The 21,881-nt window shown below is 75.2% G+C and carries 13 protein-coding genes and 1 pseudogene; 6 read left to right on the top strand and 8 right to left on the bottom strand.

Features of this window, described 5'->3' with window-relative positions:
• Position 1: 1 nt before the first annotated feature.
• Entirely contained in the window at positions 2-7,057 is a 7,056-nt protein-coding gene (locus AC07AZ_RS02350) for an SDR family NAD(P)-dependent oxidoreductase (protein WP_478842907.1), read from the bottom strand.
• Positions 7,058-7,546: 489 nt separating this feature from the next.
• On the bottom strand, positions 7,547-8,866 hold the full coding sequence (locus AC07AZ_RS02345) for a hypothetical protein (protein ID WP_478842905.1): 1,320 nt from the start codon (positions 8,864-8,866) through the stop codon (positions 7,547-7,549).
• Between the two features lie 113 nt (positions 8,867-8,979).
• Between AC07AZ_RS02345 and AC07AZ_RS02340 the strand changes: the two genes are divergently transcribed.
• Entirely contained in the window at positions 8,980-10,200 is a 1,221-nt protein-coding gene (locus AC07AZ_RS02340; protein ID WP_478842903.1) for a molybdopterin-dependent oxidoreductase, read from the top strand.
• Positions 10,201-10,507: 307 nt separating this feature from the next.
• On the opposite strand, the gene AC07AZ_RS02335 is transcribed toward AC07AZ_RS02340, so the two are convergent.
• The 3 genes and pseudogenes from AC07AZ_RS02335 to AC07AZ_RS02325 form a co-directional block, all read right to left on the bottom strand.
• Positions 10,508-11,407, bottom strand: a complete 900-nt coding sequence (locus AC07AZ_RS02335) for a class I SAM-dependent methyltransferase (protein ID WP_478842901.1) — start codon at positions 11,405-11,407, stop codon at positions 10,508-10,510.
• On the bottom strand, positions 11,404-12,015 hold the full coding sequence (locus tag AC07AZ_RS02330) for a TIGR04282 family arsenosugar biosynthesis glycosyltransferase (protein ID WP_478842899.1): 612 nt from the start codon (positions 12,013-12,015) through the stop codon (positions 11,404-11,406). Before AC07AZ_RS02330 ends, AC07AZ_RS02335 begins: the two co-directional genes overlap by 4 nt.
• A gap of 482 nt (positions 12,016-12,497) precedes the next feature.
• Positions 12,498-13,223, bottom strand: a pseudogene (locus AC07AZ_RS02325) (glycosyltransferase family 2 protein); the annotation flags it as partial.
• Positions 13,224-13,326: 103 nt separating this feature from the next.
• On the opposite strand from AC07AZ_RS02325, the gene AC07AZ_RS02320 reads away from it, so the two are divergent.
• Both AC07AZ_RS02320 and AC07AZ_RS02315 read left to right on the top strand, forming a co-directional pair.
• Complete coding sequence (locus tag AC07AZ_RS02320; protein WP_478842897.1) at positions 13,327-14,070, top strand: response regulator transcription factor; 744 nt, start codon at positions 13,327-13,329, stop codon at positions 14,068-14,070.
• On the top strand, positions 14,067-15,194 hold the full coding sequence (locus AC07AZ_RS02315; RefSeq protein WP_478842895.1) for a sensor histidine kinase: 1,128 nt from the start codon (positions 14,067-14,069) through the stop codon (positions 15,192-15,194). The genes AC07AZ_RS02320 and AC07AZ_RS02315 overlap by 4 nt, the downstream gene beginning before the upstream one ends.
• A gap of 617 nt (positions 15,195-15,811) precedes the next feature.
• Here the strand turns inward: AC07AZ_RS02315 and AC07AZ_RS02310 are convergent.
• The 3 genes from AC07AZ_RS02310 to AC07AZ_RS02300 all read right to left on the bottom strand — a co-directional run bounded on the left by AC07AZ_RS02310 (position 15,812) and on the right by AC07AZ_RS02300 (position 19,126).
• A complete protein-coding gene (locus AC07AZ_RS02310; RefSeq protein WP_478842893.1) occupies positions 15,812-16,813 on the bottom strand; it encodes an NAD-dependent epimerase/dehydratase family protein in 1,002 nt (333 codons plus the stop codon).
• 118 nt (positions 16,814-16,931) lie between these two features.
• On the bottom strand, positions 16,932-18,371 hold the full coding sequence (locus AC07AZ_RS02305) for a sensor histidine kinase (RefSeq protein WP_478842891.1): 1,440 nt from the start codon (positions 18,369-18,371) through the stop codon (positions 16,932-16,934).
• A complete protein-coding gene (locus tag AC07AZ_RS02300; protein WP_478842889.1) occupies positions 18,368-19,126 on the bottom strand; it encodes a response regulator transcription factor in 759 nt (252 codons plus the stop codon). Before AC07AZ_RS02300 ends, AC07AZ_RS02305 begins: the two co-directional genes overlap by 4 nt.
• 90 nt (positions 19,127-19,216) lie before the next feature.
• Between AC07AZ_RS02300 and AC07AZ_RS02295 the strand changes: the two genes are divergently transcribed.
• From AC07AZ_RS02295 to AC07AZ_RS02285, 3 genes are read left to right on the top strand one after another with little or no spacing between them, the layout of a single operon-like run.
• Positions 19,217-20,554, top strand: coding sequence for a ferredoxin reductase family protein (locus AC07AZ_RS02295; protein ID WP_478842887.1), 1,338 nt, complete (start codon positions 19,217-19,219; stop codon positions 20,552-20,554).
• Positions 20,555-20,573: 19 nt separating this feature from the next.
• Positions 20,574-21,020, top strand: coding sequence for an FMN-binding protein (locus AC07AZ_RS02290; protein ID WP_478842885.1), 447 nt, complete (start codon positions 20,574-20,576; stop codon positions 21,018-21,020).
• A gap of 1 nt (position 21,021) precedes the next feature.
• Positions 21,022-21,759, top strand: coding sequence for an FAD:protein FMN transferase (locus tag AC07AZ_RS02285; RefSeq protein ID WP_478842883.1), 738 nt, complete (start codon positions 21,022-21,024; stop codon positions 21,757-21,759).
• The last annotated feature ends 122 nt before the right edge of the window (positions 21,760-21,881 follow it).

Below are 21,881 nucleotides of genomic sequence, written 5' to 3'. Positions count from 1 at the left end.
GTCACCAGCCCGAGGTGGTGTAGACGACGGACGTGACGGACTCCTCGCCCCAGGCCAGTTCGCGAAGCAGCGCCGCGGTGCCCTCCTCCGGGTCGATCAGCCGGATCCCGCGCCGCGCGTACTCGCGCCCCAGCTCGGGGCTCACCATCCCGGTGTGCGCGCCGGCGGGCGCCCACGGCCCCCAGTGCACGGTCAGCGCACGGCGGCCGGTACGGGCCCGCCAGGCGGAACCGAGGCTCTGCAGAGCGTCGTTGGCGGCTGCGTAGTCCACCTGGCCGCGGTTGCCGACGACGGCGGAGACGCTGCCGAACAGCACGGTGAACGCGGGGCCGTTCGGCAGGTCCTCCAGGGCCGTCAGCAGGGCCCGGGCGCCGTCGGTCTTGGTGCCGTACACACGCTGGAAGGACTCCGTGCTCTTCTCGGCGATCAGCCGGTCCTCGATGACCCCGGCCGCGTGGACGACGCCGTCGAGACGGCCGTGCTCGGCGTGGATCTCCTTCACTACCTGGAGCACCGCGTCGCCCTCGCGGACGTCGACCTGGTGGTAGCGGGCCGGGCTGCCGAGCGCCGCGAGTTCGCCCAGGGTGGCGGCGATCTCCCGCTGTGCCAGCAGGAGTTCGGCGGCCCGGTTGAGTTCCGCGGGGGTGCTGCCGTCCGCGCGGGCGGCGAGTGCCGCGCGCAGTGCGGCCGGGGTGCGCGCGGCAGCGGTCGCCGGGTCCTCGGGGCCGGCCGGTGCCGGCGTCCTGCCGAGCAGTTCGAGACGGCACCGGGAAGCCGCGGCGAGCGCGAGGGCGACCTGTGCGGTGATGCCCCGGGCGCCGCCGACCAGCAGCACCACGGAGTCCCGGTCGAGGCCGATCGCGGCGGCTTCGGCGGCGCCGGCGCCGGCCGGTCCCGCACCGCTGGTGGCGAGGGCGCCGAGCGGTGCCTCGACCAGTTCGAGGCCGTGCCGGCCGGCGGCGGTGCGCACCACGACCGGTACGGCCTCCGCCGCCTCGGGGGCGAGCAGTTCGGCGAGCAGCGCGTCGGCCACGGCGGCGGGCGTGGTGTCCGCCAGGTCGACGACGCGTGCGACGGTCCCGGGATACTCGCGGGCGGCGGTGCGGAACAGGCCGTGCAGACCCGCCGGGTTGGCGTCCGCCGGCTGGGCGGCGAGCAGCCGGCGCGGGCCGCGCCGCAGCGCGGCCTGGAACACGGGGAACGCGTCGGGCAGCACGGGCGGACCGGCGGTGAGGGATTCCAGGTGCAGCACCCCGTCCGCCCGGCCGTCCGCCTCGGTGAGCAGGTGGGCGGCCGGCCGGGCCAGGGTCTCGGCGCCGTACGACGTCAGCCGGGCCGCGACCGCCTCCGCGTGCTCGCCGCCACCGAGCAGGACGAACCGGCCACCGGCCAGCAGGGGGGCCGGGTTCGCCGGCCCGTCCGCGTCCTGGTGCGCGAGGAGTACCGGCCGGAGCCGTAGCCGTTTCGGCGCCTCACCGGTGACGGTCGTCGGCTCCTGCCGCTTCGGCCCCGACTCCGTTGCCTGGACGGCCGGTTCAGCCGGTTCGACCGGTGGCGCGGGCGATGCGGTCCGTTCGTCCGGCGGGCTGAGGCGGGCCGCGAGCCAGCCGGTCACCGACGCGGCCGTACGCGCCTTCGCCAGCTCCTCCAGCTCCGCGTCGTCGAGCGCGGCGGCGTCCGCACCGCCCCCGGTGCCCAGGCGCCTGGCCAGCTCACCGGCGATCTCGGCCCGCTTGATGGAGTCGATGCTGAGGTCCGCCTCCAGGTCGAGATCCGGTTCGATCATGTCGACGGGGTAGCCGGTGCGCTCGCTGATGATCTCCAGGACCACCCGGAGCACGTCCGCCTCCGTCACCGCCGCGGGTGCGGGTGCGGGTGCGTGAGGCAACTCGACCTGTGTGGCTGGCTGTTGCGAGGGGGCCGGTTCTGCCGCGACCGTCACGGGCTGCGGGATCCGAGGGAGGGCCGCGACCGGCGTGGGGGCCGGCGCGGGGGCCGGTATCCACGCCTGTGGCGCCGAGCCGAAGTAGGTCAGCAGCACGTCGCGCTGGGCGGCCACCATCTCCCGGCTGGTGCGCAGGAACTCGGCGATCAGCGCGTCCTTGTCGGCCGGGACGCCGTCGGGGTGGTTCGTCGTCACAGTCGTCTCCACAACGCGTCGGGCCGGTGCGAGGGCACCGGGGAGGAGAGCTCCGGCGGCGGTACGGACCAGTTGCCCGTCGACCGTCCAGCCGGGCCGTGCGGGCAGGGGGGTCTTGGCCGCGTCGACGGCGTCGCGGCCCTGGAACAGCCGTCCGGTGCGCACCGGGAGCCCGGCGACGGCCAGTTGGGCGAGGGCGTCGAGCCAGCCGCGCAGGCCGCTGTCGGGACGCGGCTCGCACGCCACGGTGCGGTGCGGGCGGTCGCCCAGGATCTGCCCGACCAGCCGGGTGAGCACGGAGCCGGGTCCGGCCTCGACGAAGATCCTCGCCCCGGCCTCGTACATCGCCTCGATCTGCGCGACGAAGCGGACCGGCGCGCCGATCTGTGCCGCGAGCTCCCCGCGGATGGCGTCGGCGTCGTCGCCGTAGGGGGCGGCGGTGCGGTTGGACCACACGGGGAACTCGGGGGCCCGCACGGGACGGCCGCGGAGGGCTTCGGCGAAGCGGTCGGCGCCGTCGGCCACCAGAGGGCTGTGGAAGGCGCAGGCCACGGGGATGCGGCGGGCTCCGATCCCGGCCTCGCGCAGCAGTCGTACGGTGGTCTCGACCGCCTCGGTCGGACCGGAGACGACCGTCTGGCGGGGCGAGTTGTGGTTGGCGACGACGACGGACCCGGGGGCGCCCGCCGCGCGCAGGGTCCGGACCAGCTCCTCGGCGCCGGCCGCCACCGCCGCCATCGTGCCGGGGTCGCCTCCGCCGGTGGCCGCGAGAATCGCCGAGGCCCGCTCGGCACTCAGCTCCAGCAGGGCCTCCGGCCCGATGGCACCGGCCGCGCACAGGGCGACGAGTTCGCCGTAGCTGTGCCCGGCCGCCATGTCGGGCCGGACACCCGCCTCGGTGAGCAGGGCGTGCGCGGCGAGCCCGGCGACGCCCAGGGCCGGCTGGGCGACCCGGGTGTCGGTGAGAGCGGCCGCCTGACGCTGCCGCCCGGCCTCGTCGAACGCGGCCGGCGGATACAGCACCCCGGCGTGCGCCCGCCCCAGCAGCAGGTAGTGCTGCAACTCGGGAAACGCCACGAACACGTCGGCGAGCATCCCGGGCCGCTGACTGCCCTGCCCGGGGAAGAGGAACGCGACCTTGCCGGTCCCGGCCGAGGTGCCGGCGGAGCCGCCGGTCCCGTCGGCCGCGGAGGCGGCCTGGGCCTGGTCCGCGTCGGGCGCCCGGGCCCCCGCCGGTTCGCCGGCCGACAGGTGGATGCCCGCTCTCGGGTCGTGTTCGCCGGCGAGGGCCCGGCGCAGCTGGGTGGTCAGTTCGGGGACGGTCGCGGCGACGACGGCGATGCGGACCGGGTCGTGCCGGGTGTCCGCGCGGCGGGAGGCGGCGAGCGCGAGGTCGCGCAGGCGCCAGGGGAGATCGCCCGCCTCGACCGCCTCCGCCGTCCGCAGGAGTTCCGCGGCGGCCCGTCCGGCCGCCGCCCGGTCCGCGCCCCGGAAGGTGAACAGTTCGGCGGGCCAGGCGTCCAGGCCGTGGGCCGGCGGCACGGCGTCCGTGTGGGCACCCACCACGAGGTGGAAGTTGGTGCCGCCGAAGCCGAACGCGCTGACCCCGGCGATCCGTTCGCCGGCCGGTGCCGCCCAGGGGAGCGCCCGCGAGTGGAAGACGAACGGGCTGCTGCCCTCCTCCCAGGCCGCGTTGGGCCGCTCCACGTGCAGCGTGGGCGGCTTGACGCCGGTGTGGACGGACAGCACGGTCTTGATCAGGCCGGCCAGACCGGCGGCGCACTTGGTGTGCCCGATCTGCGACTTCACCGACCCGAGGGCGCACCCGCCCGCCGTGGCTCCCGCCTCGGTGAACACCTCGCTCAGGATGGTGAGTTCGGTACGGTCGCCGACCACGGTGCCGGTGCCGTGCGCCTCGACCAGGCCGACCTCGGCGGGGGAGACGCCCGCGTTGCGGTAGGCCCGGGTGAGGGCGGCCCGCTGTCCCTCGGGGCGGGGCGCGGTCAGGCCCAGTGAGCGGCCGTCGCTGGAGCTGCCGACGCCCCTGATCACGCCGTAGATCCGGTCGCCGTCGCGTTCGGCGTCCGCGAGCCGTTTCAGGACGACGCAGGCGACCCCCTCCCCGAGGGCGATGCCGTCGGCGGAGCTGTCGAAGGCCCGGGAGCGGCCGGTGGGGGAGAGGGCGTGGACGGAGGAGAACAGGACGTAGTCGTTGATGCCGTTGTGCAGGTCGGCGCCGCCGCACAGCACGACGTCACTGGTGCCGCCGACGAGTTCCTTGCAGGCCACGTCGACGGCGGCGAGCGAGGACGCGCAGGCCGCGTCCACGGTGTAGTTGGCGCCGCCGAGGTCGAGGCGGTTGGCGATCCGGCCCGAGATGACGTTGGCGAGCATGCCGGGGAAGGAGTCCTCGGTCAGCCGCGGGAGCTGCTCGGCCACCCCCTCGGGAACGGTCCCGTAGTACGAGGGCAGTACGGCCCGCAGGGTGGTGGCGTTGGACAGGTCGCTGCCCGCCTCCGCGCCGAACACCACCGAGGTGCGGGCCCGGTCGAACTCCCGTCCCCGCTCGCCGTATCCGGCGTCGTCGAGGGCCCGCCGGGCGGCTTCGAGGGCGAGCAGCTGGACGGGTTCGATGCTGCCCAGCGAGGTGGGCGGGATGCCGTAGCCCAGCGGGTCGAAGGGGATGCGCGGCAGGAAGCCGCCCCACTTCGACGGGGTGGCACCCGGGGTGTCCGCGGACGGCGGGGCGTAGTGCACGGCGGGGTCCCAGCGGTCCGGGGGGACCTCGCCGACGGCGTCGTGACCGCCGAGGACGTTCGCCCAGAACGCGGCGAGGTCGGGGGCGTCGGGGAACATGCAGGCCATGCCGACCACGGCGACGTCGAGCGGCGCGGGGGCCTCCTGGGCCGCGGGCTCGCCGCCGCCCAGGCGCGGGCGCAGGACGGCGCACCGCTCGGTGAGGAAGGTGGCGGCGGCCTCGGTCACCGAGCGGTGCAGGGCGCCGATCGTGGTCGTCGCCGAACGCAGTACCGACACCTCGCCGGCCATGAACATGCCCTCGGCGAGCCGGCGTTCGGCGTCGACCGGGGCCAGCGCGCCGGTCGCGTCACGCTCGACCCCCTTGCTGGCGATCCGCAGCCGGCCCACGTTGAGCCGCTCCAGCTCCTCCCAGATGTGCCGGTCGGGCACGCCCCGGTTACGCAACTCGGCCTCGAACGCCCGGTATCCGTCGCTGAAGGGGCTCGGGACGCAGCGGGTGGCGTGCCCGGGGGCCGTCTCCAGCAGGGTGGTGCGGGTGGCCCGCACGACCTGTTCCTGGAACAGGGGCTGGATCGCGCCGGAGGCGACGGCTTCCTCGGTGAACAGGTAGGCGGTGCCCATCAGGACGCCGACGGCGGCTCCGCGCGCGGTGAGCGGTGCGGCGAGCGCGGCGACCATCGCGGCCGAGCGCTCGTCGTGCACGCCGCCCGCGAAGAACACCTCGACCCGCGCCGCCACGTCGGGTCCAGCGCTGTCGAAGTAGTCCTCCAGCACGGCGAGTTGGGCCTCCCACAGCGGGAAGCTGCCGCGCGGTCCGACATGCCCGCCGCACTCGGAGCCCTCGAAGACGAACCGGCGTGCGCCCGCCTCCAGGAACTGCCGCAGCAGACCGGGTGAGGGCACGTGCAGGAAGGTGCTGACGCCGGCCCGTTCCAGTGCCTCGGCCTGGGAGGGCCGTCCGCCCGCGATGATCGCGTGGCTGGGCCGCAGCTCCCGTACCGCTTCGAGCTGGGCGTTCCTGGTCTCCTCGGGCGCGAAACCGAGGACCCCCACTCCCCAGGGCCGTCCCGCCACGGCCTCCCGCGTCCGCGCCAGCACCTCGCGTGACTGTTCACCGCCGGCGAGGGCCAGCGCGATGAACGGCAGTCCGCCCTCCCCGGCGACGGCGGCGGCGAACCGCGCCTGGTCGCTCACCCGGGTCATCGGCCCCTGCGCGACGGGCAGTTCGGTGCCGAGCGCCCTGCTCATCGGGGAACCGGAGCGCAGCGTGTCGGCCGGCCCTTCGTCCCGTACCGTGTCCCGGACGGCGGCCGTCAGGGCGCGGACCACCCCGGCGGCGTCCTTCCAGTGCTCGGCGAACCGGGCGGCGAGGAAGCCGTCCTCGCCCACCGGGAGCAGCTGGGTCCGCGGATCGCGCGCGCCGAGCAGCCGTGCCACCGCGGCCGGGTCGTCGGCGACGGGAGCGGGGGCGTCCGGGCCGCGGCGGCGCAGGACGCGGTGACCTGCGACGACCGTGGTCTCGGAGCCGTCCATGGACCGCAGCGCGGCGGCCGCCGCCTCCGCGAGCCCCGACTCGGCGAGCAGCGCGAGCTGGCTGTCGATCACGACCCCGGCCGCGCCGCCGGCCACGGCGGCCGTCGCCGTCCGGGGCCCGATACCGCCGCAGGCCCAGACCGGGAGGGTGACGCGGTCCTCGGCGAGGAGTTGCTGCAGCAGGACGAAGGTGCTCAGTTCGCCGACCCGGCCGCCGCTCTCCCGGCCCCGGGCGATCAGCCCGTGCGCGCCGGCGCGGACCGCCGCCAGGGCCTCGTCCAGCGCGGTGACCTCGACCAACACCCGCCGTTCGGTGACCACGTGAGAGATCGGCCAGGGCGAGTCGGTGCCGAGGACCACGGTGTGGGGGCCGCCGCCGGCCGGTGTCCCCGGTGGCAGGTCCGCCGGCTCCAGCAGGCAGTCGCCCGCGATCCGCACCCCGAACGGGCCGGGTGCCCAGCGCCCGAGGCGGCCCAGCGCCTCCCTGGATCTTCGCTCACCGGTGCCGAGGTCGAGCACCCCGAGTCCGCCGGCCCGGCTGACGGCGGCGGCGAGCCTGGCGTCCGGTTCGCGAAAAGGGGTGATTCCAATGATCAGGTCTTCGGCGCGCACAGCAGACGTCATGATTCTCCGCATAAACGGTGAGACTGCATGGTGGGGGGTTACGGCCTGCAGAAGACGAATTGGCTCGCACAGCGCATCTTTTCCGTGCCGCGCCACGAGAAACTCGCGTAGAAAGGTGCTTGAAAGCTAGACCCGTAGTTACCCGTGGGTCAACAGTGCCTTCCCTGTGCGGTGTGTCACCGAACCGATCCGGCCAGTGTGGACCGGTTGCCCCAAAAGGCGAAAAATCCGGCCAATCTCTTTCAGAGGCTCTGTCGGGCGGACCACAGCGGCGCAAGCCCATCAAAGTCACCGGCCTATTCACTCCCGGCTCACATCCCGGAAACGTGAACGGCGGGGGAGCGGGGCCCGGTGAACTCCCTGTGTCCACCGAAGTGAACGAAGAATCCGACTTGGTGTAATTCGACCCACCGTACCAATGCGACGGCCCACCGTACCCATGCGGCTTGATCGCAGGCGCAATTCAGACTTCCGCGGGTCCCGCCGCCGTCACCATCCCGTGCGCAGCAGGTGGTTGACGAGCAGGGCGAGGACCGCCTGAGCGAGGAGCCAGCCCCGGGGCCGGGTCAGGAACGCGCAGGCCGGCAGCAGCCACATCGCGAACGGCAGCCAGATGCGTTCCGTCTCCGCCTTGCTCATGCCCGACAGGTCGGCGGCCAGCAGCGCGACCAGGGCGGCGCCCACGAGCAGGGCGAGCCGGAACTCGGGCCGCCCACCGCGCGGGCCGGCGAGGTCGGTGCCGGCCCGGCGCAGTCCCGCCGCCGTCGCCGGGCCCGTGATCACGACCGCGCAGGCCAGGTTCGCCCACACCCAGTAGCCGTACGGCCGGACGCCACCCGCCCCCTGGTGGTAGCGGCGGACCAGCAGGCGGTACGCCGCCCACCAGTCGAAGCCCGCCAGGGTGAACGCGGCCGGCACCACGGCGCATCCGGCGGCCAGGAAGAGCAGGGGCCGGGTGCGGTGGGTGCCGAGGAGGAGCACGGCGGCGGCGATCACGGCGATGAGAGTGAGGCCGTAGGAGAGGTACACGGTCAGCCCGAGGAGGAGACCGGAGGCGGCGCCGGTCAGGGCGGGACGGTGGCCGGTCACCGCGAGGGCGAGGAGGGCCAGTGCCCAGGCGGCGACCGCCGCGAAGTAACCGTCGGCGGAGGTGCCGACCCACACCGCGGCCGGCGCCAGGACCAGGAACGGTGCGGCGCGGCGGGCGAGCGCCTCCCCGGCGAGGGCCCGGAGGGCGACCAGGACCGCGACCGCCGCGGTCGTGCCGGCCGTGATGCACCAGGTGCCCGCCCAGCCACCGCCGCCCAGCCCGATCCGGTCGAGCAGGACGAAGGTGAGCGTCGCGCCCGGCGGATGCCCGGCGACGTGCGCGGGCCAGTTGTCGGGGGAGTCGATGAGGATGTGCCCGGTGAAGTCCCGCAGCGTGGCCGGGATGTTCCGGAAGCGGTCGACGACCGGCAGGTACTCGCTTCGGGTCGTCAGCTGCTCGGCGATGCCCCGGTACCAGCCGTCGACCAGGGCCAGCGACCACGTCCAGGCCGTGCCGGCCGCCCAGCCGGCGAGCAGCAGGCGGCGCCACGGCAGCCGGGCGGCCAGCGCCGGGCCGTACGCCACGACCCCGGCCGCGACGGCGACCGCCGCCGGGGTGCCGGGGCCGACGTGCGGGTCCCAGTCCGCGAGCAGCGGCGGCCAGTTGACCCGCAGGGTGCCGTTCCGGTGCTCGACGGCGGTGCCGACGACGACGGCCACCACGACGAGCAGGGCGGCGGCCGCCGCGGCGTACAGGTCACGCAGGAGTTCGCGGTTCACGCCCGAACGCTAGGCCGCGGGGGCTGCACCGGACGGCTGACAGGCGAGGACGTCAGAGTTTCGTCATGGTTCGCGGCCCCTTCCGGGGGGTGGCGCGGGCCTACGGTCGGGGCATGCGACGCTCTCCTTCATCGCCCGCGTTCTGGCGCAGTCCGCTGCGCGGCCCCTGGTTCACCTCGGTGCTCGGGGTGGTGCTGCTCGGCGGGATCACGGTGCTCTTCGTGACGGGGCTGCTGTCGTACGCCGCCTACAACCCGGGCCTGTCGCCGGTCAACGACAAGACCCCCGACAAGGGCGTCCTCGGCTTCTACCTCTTCGCGTGGCCGACCCACCCCTCGTGGCTGTACCGGCTCACCCAGGGCGTGCACGTCACCCTCGGGCTCACCCTGATCCCCGTCCTGCTGGCGAAACTGTGGTCCGTGGTGCCGCGGCTGTTCGCGCTGCCCCCGGCACGTTCCCTCGCGCACGCCCTGGAGCGGCTCTCCCTGCTCCTGCTGGTCGGGGGCGGCCTGTTCGAGTTCGTCACCGGCGTGCTCAACGTCCAGCTCGACTACGTCTTCCCCGGTTCCTTCTACCCGCTGCACTTCTACGGCGCCTGGGTGTTCTTCGCCGCGTTCCTCGCGCACGCCGTGCTGAAGCTGCCCCTGGCCCTGCGCAACCTGCGCCGACCGCGCGAGGAGGACAGCGGGTTGGTGTCCCCCGAGCCGGCCGCGCCGACCGTGTCCCGGCGCGGCGCGCTGTGGCTGGTCGGTGGCGGGTCCCTGCTGCTGTTCGTCACGTCCGCCGGACGCGGCTTCGACGGGCCGCTGCGGCGGACCGCCGTCCTCGCCCCGCACGGCGGTTCCGAACCGGGCGGCGGACCGGGCGGCTTCCAGATCAACAAGACGGCCGCGTACGCGGGGATCCGTGCGGCGGAGACGAGCGAGGACGCCTGGCGGCTGGTGCTGACCGGCCGCACCGGCACGCTCCGGCTGAGCCGGGCCGACCTGCTGCGCATGCCGCTGCACAGTTCGGCGTTGCCCATCGCCTGCGTCGAGGGCTGGTCGACCTCCGACCAGTGGTGGCGCGGCGTACGGCTGCGGGACCTGGCGGCCCTCGTCGGACACGACGACCCGCCGGACGTCCTCGTGGAGTCCCTGCAACGGCACGGCGCCTTCCGTCACGCCGCCCTGCGCGCCAACCAGACCGGTGACCCGCGCTCCCTGCTCGCCCTGTTCGTCAACGGCGAGGACCTGACCCCCGACCACGGCCACCCGGCGCGGATCATCGTGCCCGCGGCCCCCGGCGTGCTCAACACCAAGTGGGTGGCCCGGATGACGTTCGGAGACCTGTGATGCGCAAGCCGTTCCCGGTCGGCAGCCCGTTCCAGCTGCTCCTGCTGGCCTGCTCGTTCGCCCTCGCCGGCTATGCGGGCGTACGACTGCTCGCGGGGGACTGGTTCGGGGTCGCGCTGTGGGTCGTGGGGGCGGCCCTGCTCCACGACCTGGTGCTGCTGCCGCTGTACGCGGTGGCCGACCGCGCGCTCGTCCGGGCGGCGGGCCGCCGCCCGGAGATCGTGATGTACGTCCGGGTGCCCGCCGCCCTGTCCGGGCTGCTCCTGCTGGTGTGGTTCCCCCTGATCAGCGGGCAGGTGTCGAAGCGCTACGCCTCGGCCGCCGCGCTGTCCGCGGCCGGCTTCACGGCCCGCTGGCTACTGCTGACGGCCGCGCTGTTCGGCGGCTCGGCGCTGCTGTTCCTGCTGCGGTCGCGGCCCCGGTTGCGCAGGGCGGCGAAGCAGCGGCCCCCGGCCGTCCACTGATCGACGGCACGCCAGCCCGCGCGGCCCGCGTGCCGCAGCAGGGCCGGCGTGCCGAGCCGCGCCCACGGGAACGGGGTGCTCGCGGCGCCCCGGGCGTCGGTCACATGAACCACGACGCGCTCGTCCAGGTCCGGCACCGGCACCGTCTCCACGATCAACAGGCCCTCGGAGGCCAGGAGTTGGGACATCCGGGCGAGCAGGGCCCGCGGGTCGCCGCCGATGCCGACATTGCCGTCGACCAGCAGCGCGGTGCCCCAGCGGCCCTCGCCCGGGAGGGGCTCGAAGACCGAGCGGCGCAGCGCCTGCCCGCCCGACCGGACCGTGCGCGCCACCGCCGCCTCGCTGACGTCGATGCCCAGCGCCCGGCGGCCCCCGGTGCCGAGGGCGGCGACCAGACGGCCGGGCCCGCAGCCCACGTCGAGGACGGTGCCCTCGCAGCGGCGCAGCACCTCCAGGTCGGCCGCGTCGGCGGCAGCGCACCAGCGTTCCACCTCCAGGGGCAGCAGCCAGCCGTCGGCACGGCTCAGGAACAGCGGGCCCCGGCCGGCCCGCAGGGCGTCCGAGTAGGGATCGGCCGACCAGGAACGCTCCCCGGCGCGCGACGACTGCCGCACGAGGTGCGCGGCGGCCGGGACGGTGACCGTCGCCGTCGCCGCGGTCTGTGGTCCCGGCCCCGTCGCCGGGGTGCCCGTCTGCGGGGTCCGGGCCGGGCGCGACGGGCGGGTCGCCCGTGCCGTGCTCATCGGTCACCCGCCGCGCCGAGCCGGGCCAGCTCCGCGGCGAACCGTCCGCCGGGCGCCTCCTTGGCGACCAGGTCGGCGTCGTACGCCGTGTCCACGTCCCGCAGCCGAGGCAGCTCCCGCACCCGCAGGCCCGCGAGCCGGGCGCGCTGCGCGGCACCCGTGTCGGGCGTCGACATCGGGACCCCGCGCAGCAGCGCGGGGTCCGGTTCCGCCAGGCCCAGCGCCCAGAAGCCGCCGTCCTCGGCCGGCCCGAAGTACGCGTCGCAGTCCGCGAAGTCGACGGTCAGCAGCTCGGGCGTCACCTGCGGGGTGTCCATGCCGATCAGCAGCGCCGGGCCGGCGCAGCCGGCGAAGGCCGACGCCAGCCGCTCGTCCAGACCGCCCGCGCACTGCCGTACGACCTCGAACCCGGCCGGCAGCCAGGGGCCGGGGTCGCCCTCCAGGACCAGGACCCGGCGCCGCGCGGGCGTCCGTGCCACGACGTCCAGGGTGTCGGCGAGGGCGGCCTCGGCGAGCCCGGCCGCCTCCCGCGGACTGAACGGCGGCGTCAGCCGGGTCTTCACCCGCCCCGGCCGGGGCTCCTTGGCGATGACGAGGAGGGTGGTCACCGGCGGGTTCCTTCCTGAAGGGAGAGGGAGACATCACCGGCGGGAACAGCCGTCCGGCCGGACGCGGCGGGCCGCCCGGTGGCGGCCCCGGCGAGCCCCTCGGCGCCGTCGGGCCGCCCGGTGCCGGTGGGGTTCGGGCCACCGGAGCGGGCGGAGTCCGAGTACTCGGTGCCGGTGCCGGTGCCGGTGGAGGCGGAGTTCGGGACATCGGAGCCGGTAGGTCCCTCGCCGTCACCGGCGGGTGGCTCGGGGCTTTCGGGTCGTCCCGCGAGGGCGGAGGTTCGGCCGCGGCCGGTGATGGGTTTCTCGGGGCCGGTGGCGGTGGGGGCGCCGGTGTCGGTGGGTGGCTCGGGGCTTTCGGGTCGTCGCGTGTGGGCGGAGGTTCGGCCGCGGGCGGTGGTGGGTTCCTTGGGGCCGGTGGAGTCCGGTCCGCGGCTGGTGTTGGGTTGCTTCGTGCCCGTCGCGGTCGGAGCAGCCGTGCCGGGAGGCTCGCCGGTGGTGGGTTGTTCGGCCAGTACGCGGCTCATGTCGCGTACCGCCTGCCAGGTGCCGCGCCAGGTTCCCGTCACCTTGGACGCCCCGGTGCGCGGGCGGTACGGGACGTCGTACTCGGTGATGCGCCAGCCCGCGTCGGCGGCGCGCACCACCATCTGGAGCGGATAGCCGCTGCGCCGGTCGGTGAGGCCGAGGGACAACAGCGGCTCCCGGCGGGCGGCGCGCAGCGGGCCGAGGTCGCGCAGGCGCAACCCGGTGCGGCGGCGCAGGAGCCGGGAGAGGGCGAGGTTGCCGGCCCGGGCGTGCGCGGGCCAGGCGCCCGCACCCTGCGGGCGGCGCCGGCCGAGCACCAGGTCCGCCTCGCCGGCCCGGATCCGGCGGACGAACGCCACCAGGTCGGCCGGATCGAGGGAGGCGTCGCAGTCGCAGAAGCAGACGATGTCGGCCGTGGCGGCGGTCAGGCCGGCGTGGCAGGCGGCACCGAAGCCGCGCCGTTCCTCCCGTACGACCGTCGCGCCGAGGTCGCTCGCGACGCGGGCCGAGCCGTCCGTGGAACCGTTGTCCACGACCAGCGCCCGCCAGCCGGGCGGGATGCGTTCCAGCACCCTGGGCAGGGCCTCGGCCTCGTCGAGGCAGGGGAGCACGACGTCGACGGACGCCGCCTCGAAAGCCGTAGGGGAATCCGTGGGGAAAGAGGTCGTCACGGCACTCACCCTACGAGCGTGAAACGGGCATATCGGACTTCGGCTCCTTACGAAACCAGGACGTCGGCCGCCGCGGGCGGCGTGAGCGGTTCCGTGGTGCGAGGCTGGCGGCATGGAGCAGCAACCGTACGCACCCGGCGGGGCCCGGGTCCTCGTCGTCGACGACGACCCGACCGTGGCCGAGGTCGTCTCCGGGTACCTCGACCGGGCCGGATACGTCGTGGACCGGGCCGGTGACGGACCCGACGCGCTCGCCCGGGCGGCCGCGCACTGGCCCGACCTGGTCGTGCTGGACCTCATGCTGCCCGGTATGGACGGCCTGGAGGTCTGCCGGCGCATGCGCGGACACGGGCCCGTGCCGGTCATCATGCTCACCGCTCGCGGCGACGAGGACGACCGCATCCTCGGCCTGGAGGTGGGCGCCGACGACTACGTCACCAAGCCCTTCAGTCCCCGCGAACTCGTCCTGCGCGTCGACTCGGTGCTGCGCCGCAGCCGCCCGGCCCGGGCGGCTGCCCGCGCCGCGCAGCCGCCGGCCCTACTGCGTGCCGCCGGCCTGGCGCTCGATCCCGCGGCCCGGCGAGCCGTCAAGGGCGAGACCGAACTCGCCCTCACCATCCGCGAGTTCGATCTACTCGCCTTCTTCCTGCGGCATCCCGGGCGGGTCTTCAGCCGGGAGGACCTGATGCGGGAGGTGTGGGGCTGGGACTTCGGCGACCTGTCCACCGTCACCGTCCATGTCCGCCGGCTGCGCGGCAAGGTCGAGGACGATCCGGCGCGCCCGCGCCTGGTCCAGACGGTCTGGGGCGTCGGGTACCGCTTCGACGCCGGCCGGGACGGGGAGGAGCAGGCGTGAACGACACCCTCCTCATCGCCGTCTACGCCTTCCTCGGCGCCGCCGCGGCCGGCCTGCTGGGGGCGTGCGTGCTGATGCTGATCCGGCGGCGCTCGCTGATCGCGCACCTCACCGTGGTCGCCGCCGTCGCCGTCACCGCGATGCTCGCCGGCACGCTGGTGGTCGCGGACGCCATGTTCCTGTCCGCGCACGACCTCAAGGTCGTCACCACGGTCGTCGCGATGGCCGCCGTGGTCTCCCTGGCCAGTGCCCTGCTGCTCGGCCGCTGGGTCGTCGGCCGCAGCCGCGCCCTCGCGCTCGCCGCCCGTTCCTTCGGCGACGGCGGCGACTTCACCTCGCCCGTCGGCCCCGCCACCGCGGAACTCGACGCGCTGAGCCGGGAGTTGGAGGCGACCAGTGCGAAGCTCGCCGCCTCCCGGCAACGTGAACGCGCCCTGGAGTCCTCCCGGCGTGAACTCGTCGCCTGGATCTCGCACGACCTGCGCACCCCGCTGGCCGGGCTGCGCGCGATGTCCGAGGCGCTGGAGGACGGCGTCGCCACGGACCCCGGCCGCTACCTGCGGCAGATCCGCACCGAGGTGGAACGCCTCAACGGCATGGTGGGCGACCTCTTCGAACTCTCCCGCATCCACGCGGGCAGCCTCACGCTCACCATGTCCCGGATGTCCCTGTACGACCTCGTCGGCGACGCCCTCTCGGGGGCGGACGCGCTCGCTCGCCAGAACGGGGTGCGGCTGGTCGGGGCCCGGGTCGAACCGGTACCGGTCGAGGTGGACGGCCGGGAGATGAGCCGCGTCCTCGGCAACCTCCTCGTCAACGCCATCCGCCGCACCCCGGCCGACGGCACGGTCGCGATCGCCGCCGAGCGCTCTCCCGACGGCGTGGTCCTGTCCGTGACGGACGGCTGCGGCGGCATCCCCGAGGAGGACCTGCCCCGCGTCTTCGACACCGGCTGGCGCGGCACCCACGCCCGGACCCCGCCGGCCGGCGCGGGACTCGGTCTCGCCATCGTCCGCGGCATCGTCGAGGCCCACCAGGGCCGCGCCACCGTACGCAACGTCCTGGGCGGCTGCCGCTTCGAGGTCACCCTCCCGACCCCCAGCCCTTCGTCCCCGACCGGCTGACGCCCGCCTCACACGTTCACCCCGGCCGACTCACCGACACGGCCGCGGGTACGGCACCCCGAAGCCGACCGGCGCGAGCGGTGTCCGCCGGGTCGGGGCGCGCGTCGGCGTCCGCCGGGGTTCGGGTGGATGTCGGCGTCCGCCGGGACGAGGCGAGCGTAGGGGCCCGCCGGGGTTCGGGTGGATGTCGGCGTCCGCCGGGACGAGGCGAGCGTCGGCGTCCGCCGGGATCGGCGCCTTCGGCTCCGGCCGGGGGGGCGTGTCGGCCTTCGCCCGGCCGGTGGTCGCGGTCTCGCCGGGCGGGTCGCCTGCCGGGCCGAGGGCGAGTGGTTGGGCGGGGGTGCTGGCTGATCGGGTGCGGGTGGCGGTCGTCGGGTTGCCCGTCGGGCGGGGGCTGGGGTCGTCCGGGTGGGGGGCCGGCGACGGCCGGTCGGGTGCCCGCCGGGCCGGGGCCGATGCCCGTCCGGGAGGGGCGCACACGCCGGCCTCCGCCGGGTGGGGCGGGTGTCGGAGGGCGCCGACGGCGGTACCGACGGCTTCGGCCGCCAGGGCAGGCCGGCCGGCCGCGCCCGCCCCGTGCTGCGCCGGGCGCCGGCCGAACCCGCGGCAGCACGGCGTCAGTTCGTGCCCAAGGGGGCGTGGGCGAACTCGCGCATTCCCTCCTCGAACGCGATGCCGGCCTTCCAGCCCAGGTCGGCGCGCAGGCGGGCCGAGTCCGCCGTGATGTGCCGGACGTCCCCGAGGCGGTACTCGCCGGTGACGACGGGCTCGGGGCCGCCGTACGCCGCGGCCAGCGCCCGGGCCATCTCGCCGACCGTGTGCGGCTCGCCGCTGCCGGTGTTGTACGCCGTGAGCGTGCCGTCGGGCGAACCGGCCTCCAGCGCCGCGACGTTGGCCGCGGCCACATCCCGGACGTGCACGAAGTCCCGCCGCTGGCCGCCGTCCTCGTAGACCCGGGGGGCCTCCCCGCGGGCCAGCGCCGAGCGGAAGAAGGAGGCGACGCCCGCGTACGGGGTGTCGCGCGGCATGCCGGGCCCGTACACGTTGTGGTAGCGCAGCGACACCGCCGTGCCGCCCGTGGCCCGCGCCCACGCGGCCGCCAGGTGCTCCTGGGCGAGCTTGGTGGTGGCGTACACGTTGCGCGGATCGGCCGGGGCGTCCTCGGCGACGAGCCCGGGGGACAGGCCGGTGCCGCAGTGCGGGCAGGTCGGCTCGAAGCGTCCGGCGTCCAGGTCGGCCACGGCCCGCGGCCCGGGCCGCACCACCCCGTGCCGCCCGCACGTGTACCGCCCCTCGCCGTACACCACCATCGACCCGGCCAGCACCAGCCGCCGTACGCCCGCCTCGGCCATGGCGGTGAGCAGGACCGCGGTGCCGAGGTCGTTGCGGGACACGTACTCCGCCGCGTCGGCGAAGCCGGCGCCCAGGCCGACCATCGCCGCCTGGTGGCAGACGGCGTCCACGCCGGCCAGGGCACGTCCGACGGCGCCGGGGTCGCGCACGTCCGACCCGGGGCGGGCCCGGACGTCGTAGACGACGGGCTCGTGCCCGTGCGCCTCCAGGGCCCTGACGATGTGACTTCCGATGAACCCGGCACCGCCGGTGACCAGTACACGCATGCGTTCACGCTAGGGCCGGACGGGGCCGGGGACCCCTGGCCGCGCCCGGCACGTCACCGGTCCGTAAGACCTGGCCCGCCCGGCCCCCGGCCTCCGGCCCCCGGCCTCCGGCACCCGGTCAGCGGGTCAGCGGGAGTGTCACCGTGAACACCGTGCCGCCCGGGGCGTCGGACAGCGCGATCGTGCCGCCGTGCGCGCGGATCAGGGCGGTCGCGACCGCGAGGCCTAGGCCGCTGCCCCCGCGGTCCCGGCTGCGGGCCTTGTCGACGCGGTAGAAGCGGTCGAAGACCCGCTCCCGGTCGGCGGGCGGGATGCCGGGGCCGGCGTCGGCGACCCGGACCAGGGCCGCGCCAGGCCCGGTCGTGACGGCCACGGACACGGCCGTGCCGGGCGGAGTGTGCACGGCGGCGTTGGTCAGCAGGTTGTCCAGGACCTGCCGGATGCGCTGCGGGTCGAGGCGCAGCCGCAGCGCGCCGGGACCGGCCGCCACCGTCAGCGGGTGCTGCGGGTGGCTCGCGCGGAACGCGTCGGCCGCCTGCTCGACGAGCTGCGTCAGGTCCGCCTCCTCCGGCCGCAGCGGGGTCTCCACCTCGGCGGCGTCCAGGCGGGCGAGCAGCAGCAGGTCGTCCAGCAGGACACCCATCCGCGCGGCCTCGGCGCGCAGCCGGGCCAGGTGCCTGTCGCGTTCCTCGGGGGCGTTGGCGGCGGCGTACTGGAAGAGGTCGGCGTACCCCCGTACGGACATCAGCGGTGTCCGCAGCTCGTGCGAGGCGTCGGCGACGAAGCGGCGCAGCCGCTGTTCGGCCGCCGCGCGGACCGCGAGGGAGTCGTCGATGTGTTCCAGCATGGTGTTGAAGGCGGTGCGCAGCTCCTCCACCTCGGGGCCGCCGCCGGGACCGTCGGCGCGCAGCGGGAGCCGGGCCGCGGACTCGGTCAGGTCGTGGGAGGCGATGCCGTGGGCGGTGTGCGCCATGTCGCTGAGCGGCTTGAGGCCGCGCCGCAGCATCCGCCGGCCGAGCACCACGAGCGCCAGCAGCGCGAGCCCGAACGCGACGACCTGCACGGTGATCAGCTGCCGCATCGTGGCGTCGATGTTCGCGGTGGGCGCGGCGCTGACCAGCACCACGCCGGGTTCGACCTCGCAGGCCCGCAGCTGGTAGGTGCCCTTGCCGTCGATGTTCGCCATCCGGGTGAGCTCGGTGCCGGAGCGCGCCATCGTCTCGGCGAGGGCGGTGAACGTGGCGGTGTCGGCGGGCACTTCGGCGGGGGTGCGCAGGGCGGCCGAGGTGCCTGTCACGTCGTAGACCGCGGTGTACCAGCCGTAGTAGGGCTGCCGTCGGACCGTGCCGTGCGCCTCGGCGTCCTTGGTCTGCACGACCTGGACGAGCTTCAACTGCTGGCCGAGCTGGTGGTCCAGGTAGTCGCGCATGTACATGGTCAGTGCGGTGCCGACCACGGCGAACACCGCGAGCGACAGCACGCCCAGGCCGAAGGCCAGCCGTGTGCCCAGCCGCAGCCCGCGGTACCGCCGCCACAGCCGGGCCGGCCGCCCGGTCACTCGGCCGCCTCCCGGACCACGTACCCGAAGCCCCGGACCGTGTGGATCAGCGCCGTCCGGCCCGCGGCGGGCTCGTCGAGCTTGCGGCGCAGCCGGCTGACGACCAGTTCGACGACGTTGGAGCGGCCCCCGAAGCCGTACTCCCACACGTGGTCGAGGATCTGCGCCTTGGTCAGCACGGTGGGGGACCTGCGCATCAGGTAGCGCAGCACCTCGTACTCGGTGGGGGTGAGGGTGAGCAGCCGGTCGCCGCGCCGCACCTGGCGGGTGTCCTCGTCCATCGTCAGGTCCGCGACCCGAAGTACGGAGCGCGGGAACCCGGGCCCCGCGCTGCGCCGCAGCACGGTCCGCAGCCGGGCCATGAGCTCCTCCACCGCGAACGGCTTGACCAGGTAGTCGTCACCGCCGCGGGTCAGGCCGGCGACCCGGTCGGCGACCGTGTCCCGGGCGGTGAGGAACACCACGGGGACCATCGTGCCGAGGGCGCGCAGCCGGTCGAGGACGCCGAAGCCGTCCACGTCCGGCAGCATCAGGTCCAGCACCACGATGTCCGGGCGGAACTCGGCGGCCAGTCGCAGCGCCTCCTCGCCGGAGTTCGCGGTGGCCGCCTCCCAGCCCTCGTAGCGGGCGACCGTGGCGACGAGGTCGGCGATCGGCGGGTCGTCGTCCACGACGAGGAGGCGTACTTTGTCCACCCGCTCATAGTGCTGCACAGGTCTCCCGCCACCAGGCCCGGTGACCGGGCACGACCACATCGATAACCACTTGAAAGATAAACGACAGCAAATCGACAGCTCCCGCGAGCCAAGCTCGTACCCCGGACCCGATCAAGGAGCTGCCGTCCCGTGACGACCGTCCAGTCGCCCTCCGCGCCCCCCACGGCGATACGGCCCAGGGTGGTGGCCCGCACGGGCCTGTACGCCGTGCTGGCCGCCAACGCCGCAGTGGTGACCTTCTTCTTCACCCAGGCCGGCTTCGCGTCGAACACCCTCATCGTGCTGGGCCGGCTGGCCGGCCTGTACGGCGCCCTGCTCATGGCCTTCCAACTGCTGCTGGTGGCCCGGCTGCCGTGGCTCGACCGCCGCATCGGCATGGACCGGCTGACCTCCTGGCACCGCTGGACCGGCTTCGGCATCCTGTGGACGCTGCTCACACACGCCGTGTTCATCACCTTCGGCTACGCCGAGTCGTCCTCCCTGGACCCGGTGAACCAGCTGGTCGACCTCGCCGAGACCGTCGAGGGCGTGCTCCGCGCCGTCGTCGCGCTGGCCGTCATCCTCGTGGTGGGCGCCGTCTCCGGACGCTACGCCCGGCGCCGGCTCGCCTACGAGACCTGGCACTTCATCCACCTGTACACCTACGCCGCGGTGGTCCTCGCCTTCACCCACCAGGTCGCCGTCGGCACCACCTTCACCTCCTCGTCCGCGGCCACCACCTACTGGTACGCCGTGTGGGGCGTCGCCCTCGGCTCGGTGGTCCTCGGCCGGCTCGCCCTGCCGCTGTGGCGCAACTGGCGTCACCAGCTGCGCGTCACCGCCGTCGTCCCCGAGTCCGACACCGTCGTCTCGATCCACATGACCGGCCGCGACCTGGACCGGCTGCCCGCCCGGGCCGGCCAGTTCTTCCTGTGGCGCTTCCTGACCCGGGACCGCTGGTGGCAGGCCAACCCGTTCTCGCTGTCGGCCGCCCCCGACGGCCGCACACTGCGGCTCACCGCCAAGACGGCCGGCGCGGGCACCGCGGCCCTGCGGCACGTCAAGGTCGGCACCCGCGTCTTCGCCGAGGGGCCCTACGGCGCGTTCACCGCCCTGCACCGCACCCGCCCGGAGGCCGTGCTCATCGCCGGCGGCGTCGGTGTCACCCCGATCCGCGCGCTGCTGGAGGAGCTGGAGGGCCACGCCGTGGTCCTCTACCGCGTCGCCACCGACCGGGACGCCGTCCTCTACGACGAGCTGCGCGACCTCGCCCACGCCAAGGGCGCCGAACTGCACCTGGTGACCGGGCCGGTCAGCCCCGACAAACTGGCGCCCGCCGAACTCGGGCGGCTGGTGCCGGACATCACCGACCGGGATGTCTTCCTGTGCGGGCCGCCGCCGATGATGAACGCCGTGCTGGGCAGTCTGCGCGAGCTGGGCGTGCCCAAGCCGCAGATCCACTTCGAACGCTTCAGCCTGGCCGGCTGAGGGAGACGGGGAACACACCGTGAAACGAGCACTGCCCGTCCTTGTCCTGAGCGTCGCCGGCCTGGTCCCGCTGTGGCGCTACGAGCCGTCGACGGAGACCTCCACCACCCAGTCCGCCGCCCCGGCCTCCTCCTCGCCGACCGCGTCGCCGTCATCGCCGTCCTCGTCCTCCTCGTCGGACGCCTCGGGCTCCCCGGCCGCGTCCCAGCGGGTCGTCGCGGGGTCGACGGTGAACACCGAGAAGGGGCCCGTGCAGGTCGAGGTGACCTTCGAGGGCGACAGGATCACCGCCGTACGGACGCTCCAGCAGCCGAACCACCCGCAGACGACGGCCGCCGTGCCGCGGCTGGTCGAGGAGACGCTCCAGGCGCAGAGCGCCGACATCGACACGGTGTCCGGCGCGACCGTCACCAGCGACGGCTACCGCGAGTCCCTCCAGGCCGCCCTCGACGCCAGGAGCGGCTGACATGCGGCGGGTCGAGCAGGTGATGGGCTTCCCGGTCTCGCTGCGGATCGACGACGAGGACGAGTTCGGCGAAGCGGCCGACGCGGTCTTCGCGTGGCTGCGGGAGACCGACGCCCGGTTCAGCCCCTTCAAGACCGACAGCGAGGTGTCCCGGCTGGACCGGGGCGAGCTGGCGGCCGACGCCGTCAGCGCGGACCTCGCCGAGGTCCTCGGCCTGTGCGAGCACTACCGGGCCGGGACCGGCGGCGCCTTCGACGTGCGCCTGCCCGGCCGCGGCCTCGACCCCTGCGCGGTGGTCAAGGGCTGGTCGGTGCAGCGGGCGGCGGAGCTGCTCACGGAGGCCGGGGCGCGCAGGTTCTGCCTCAACGCCGGCGGCGACGTGGTCGCGTCCGGAGGGCCCTGGCGGGTGGGTGTACGGCACCCCGAGCACGCCGACCGGCTGTGCACCGTCCTGTCACTCACCGACGGGGCGGTCGCCACCTCCGCCCGCTACGAGCGCGGCGACCACATCCTCGACGGCCGCACCGGACGCCCGGCGACGGCGCTGCTCAGCCTGACGGTCGTGGCCCCGACCCTGACCGAGGCGGACGCGGTCGCCACGGCGGCCTTCGCGATGGGCGCCGAGGGCGTCGCGTGGGCCGCCGGACTCGAAGGGTGCGAGGTGTTCGCCGTGGACGCCGGCCGGCGCGTGCTGCGCACCCCCGGTCTGCCCGTCGCCCGGGAACGGGCGGCGGCCTGAGACGCAGGCGTGCCGGGCGCGGACGAGCGGGAGCGGGGGGGGGGGGGGGGGGGGGGGGGGGGGGGGGGGGGGGGGGGGGGGGGGGGGGGGGGGGGTGGGGGGGGGGGGGGGAGGGGAAGAGA

It is taken from the genome of Streptomyces sp. NPDC043878 (genome assembly GCF_056435735.1).
This window is presented reverse-complemented; position numbering and strand designations above follow the sequence as displayed.

Bases quoted from the DNA above. Each gene is read 5' to 3' on its own strand.
- AC07AZ_RS02350 (WP_478842907.1), bottom strand. From the start codon at position 7,057: ATGACGTCTGCTGTGCGCGCCGAAGACCTGATCATTGGAATCACCCCT.
- AC07AZ_RS02340 (WP_478842903.1), top strand. From the start codon at position 8,980: ATGCGACGCTCTCCTTCATCGCCCGCGTTCTGGCGCAGTCCGCTGCGC.
- AC07AZ_RS02335 (WP_478842901.1), bottom strand. From the start codon at position 11,407: ATGAGCACGGCACGGGCGACCCGCCCGTCGCGCCCGGCCCGGACCCCG.
- AC07AZ_RS02320 (WP_478842897.1), top strand. From the start codon at position 13,327: ATGGAGCAGCAACCGTACGCACCCGGCGGGGCCCGGGTCCTCGTCGTC.
- AC07AZ_RS02310 (WP_478842893.1), bottom strand. From the start codon at position 16,813: ATGCGTGTACTGGTCACCGGCGGTGCCGGGTTCATCGGAAGTCACATC.
- AC07AZ_RS02300 (WP_478842889.1), bottom strand. From the start codon at position 19,126: ATGTGGTCGTGCCCGGTCACCGGGCCTGGTGGCGGGAGACCTGTGCAG.
- AC07AZ_RS02285 (WP_478842883.1), top strand. From the start codon at position 21,022: ATGCGGCGGGTCGAGCAGGTGATGGGCTTCCCGGTCTCGCTGCGGATC.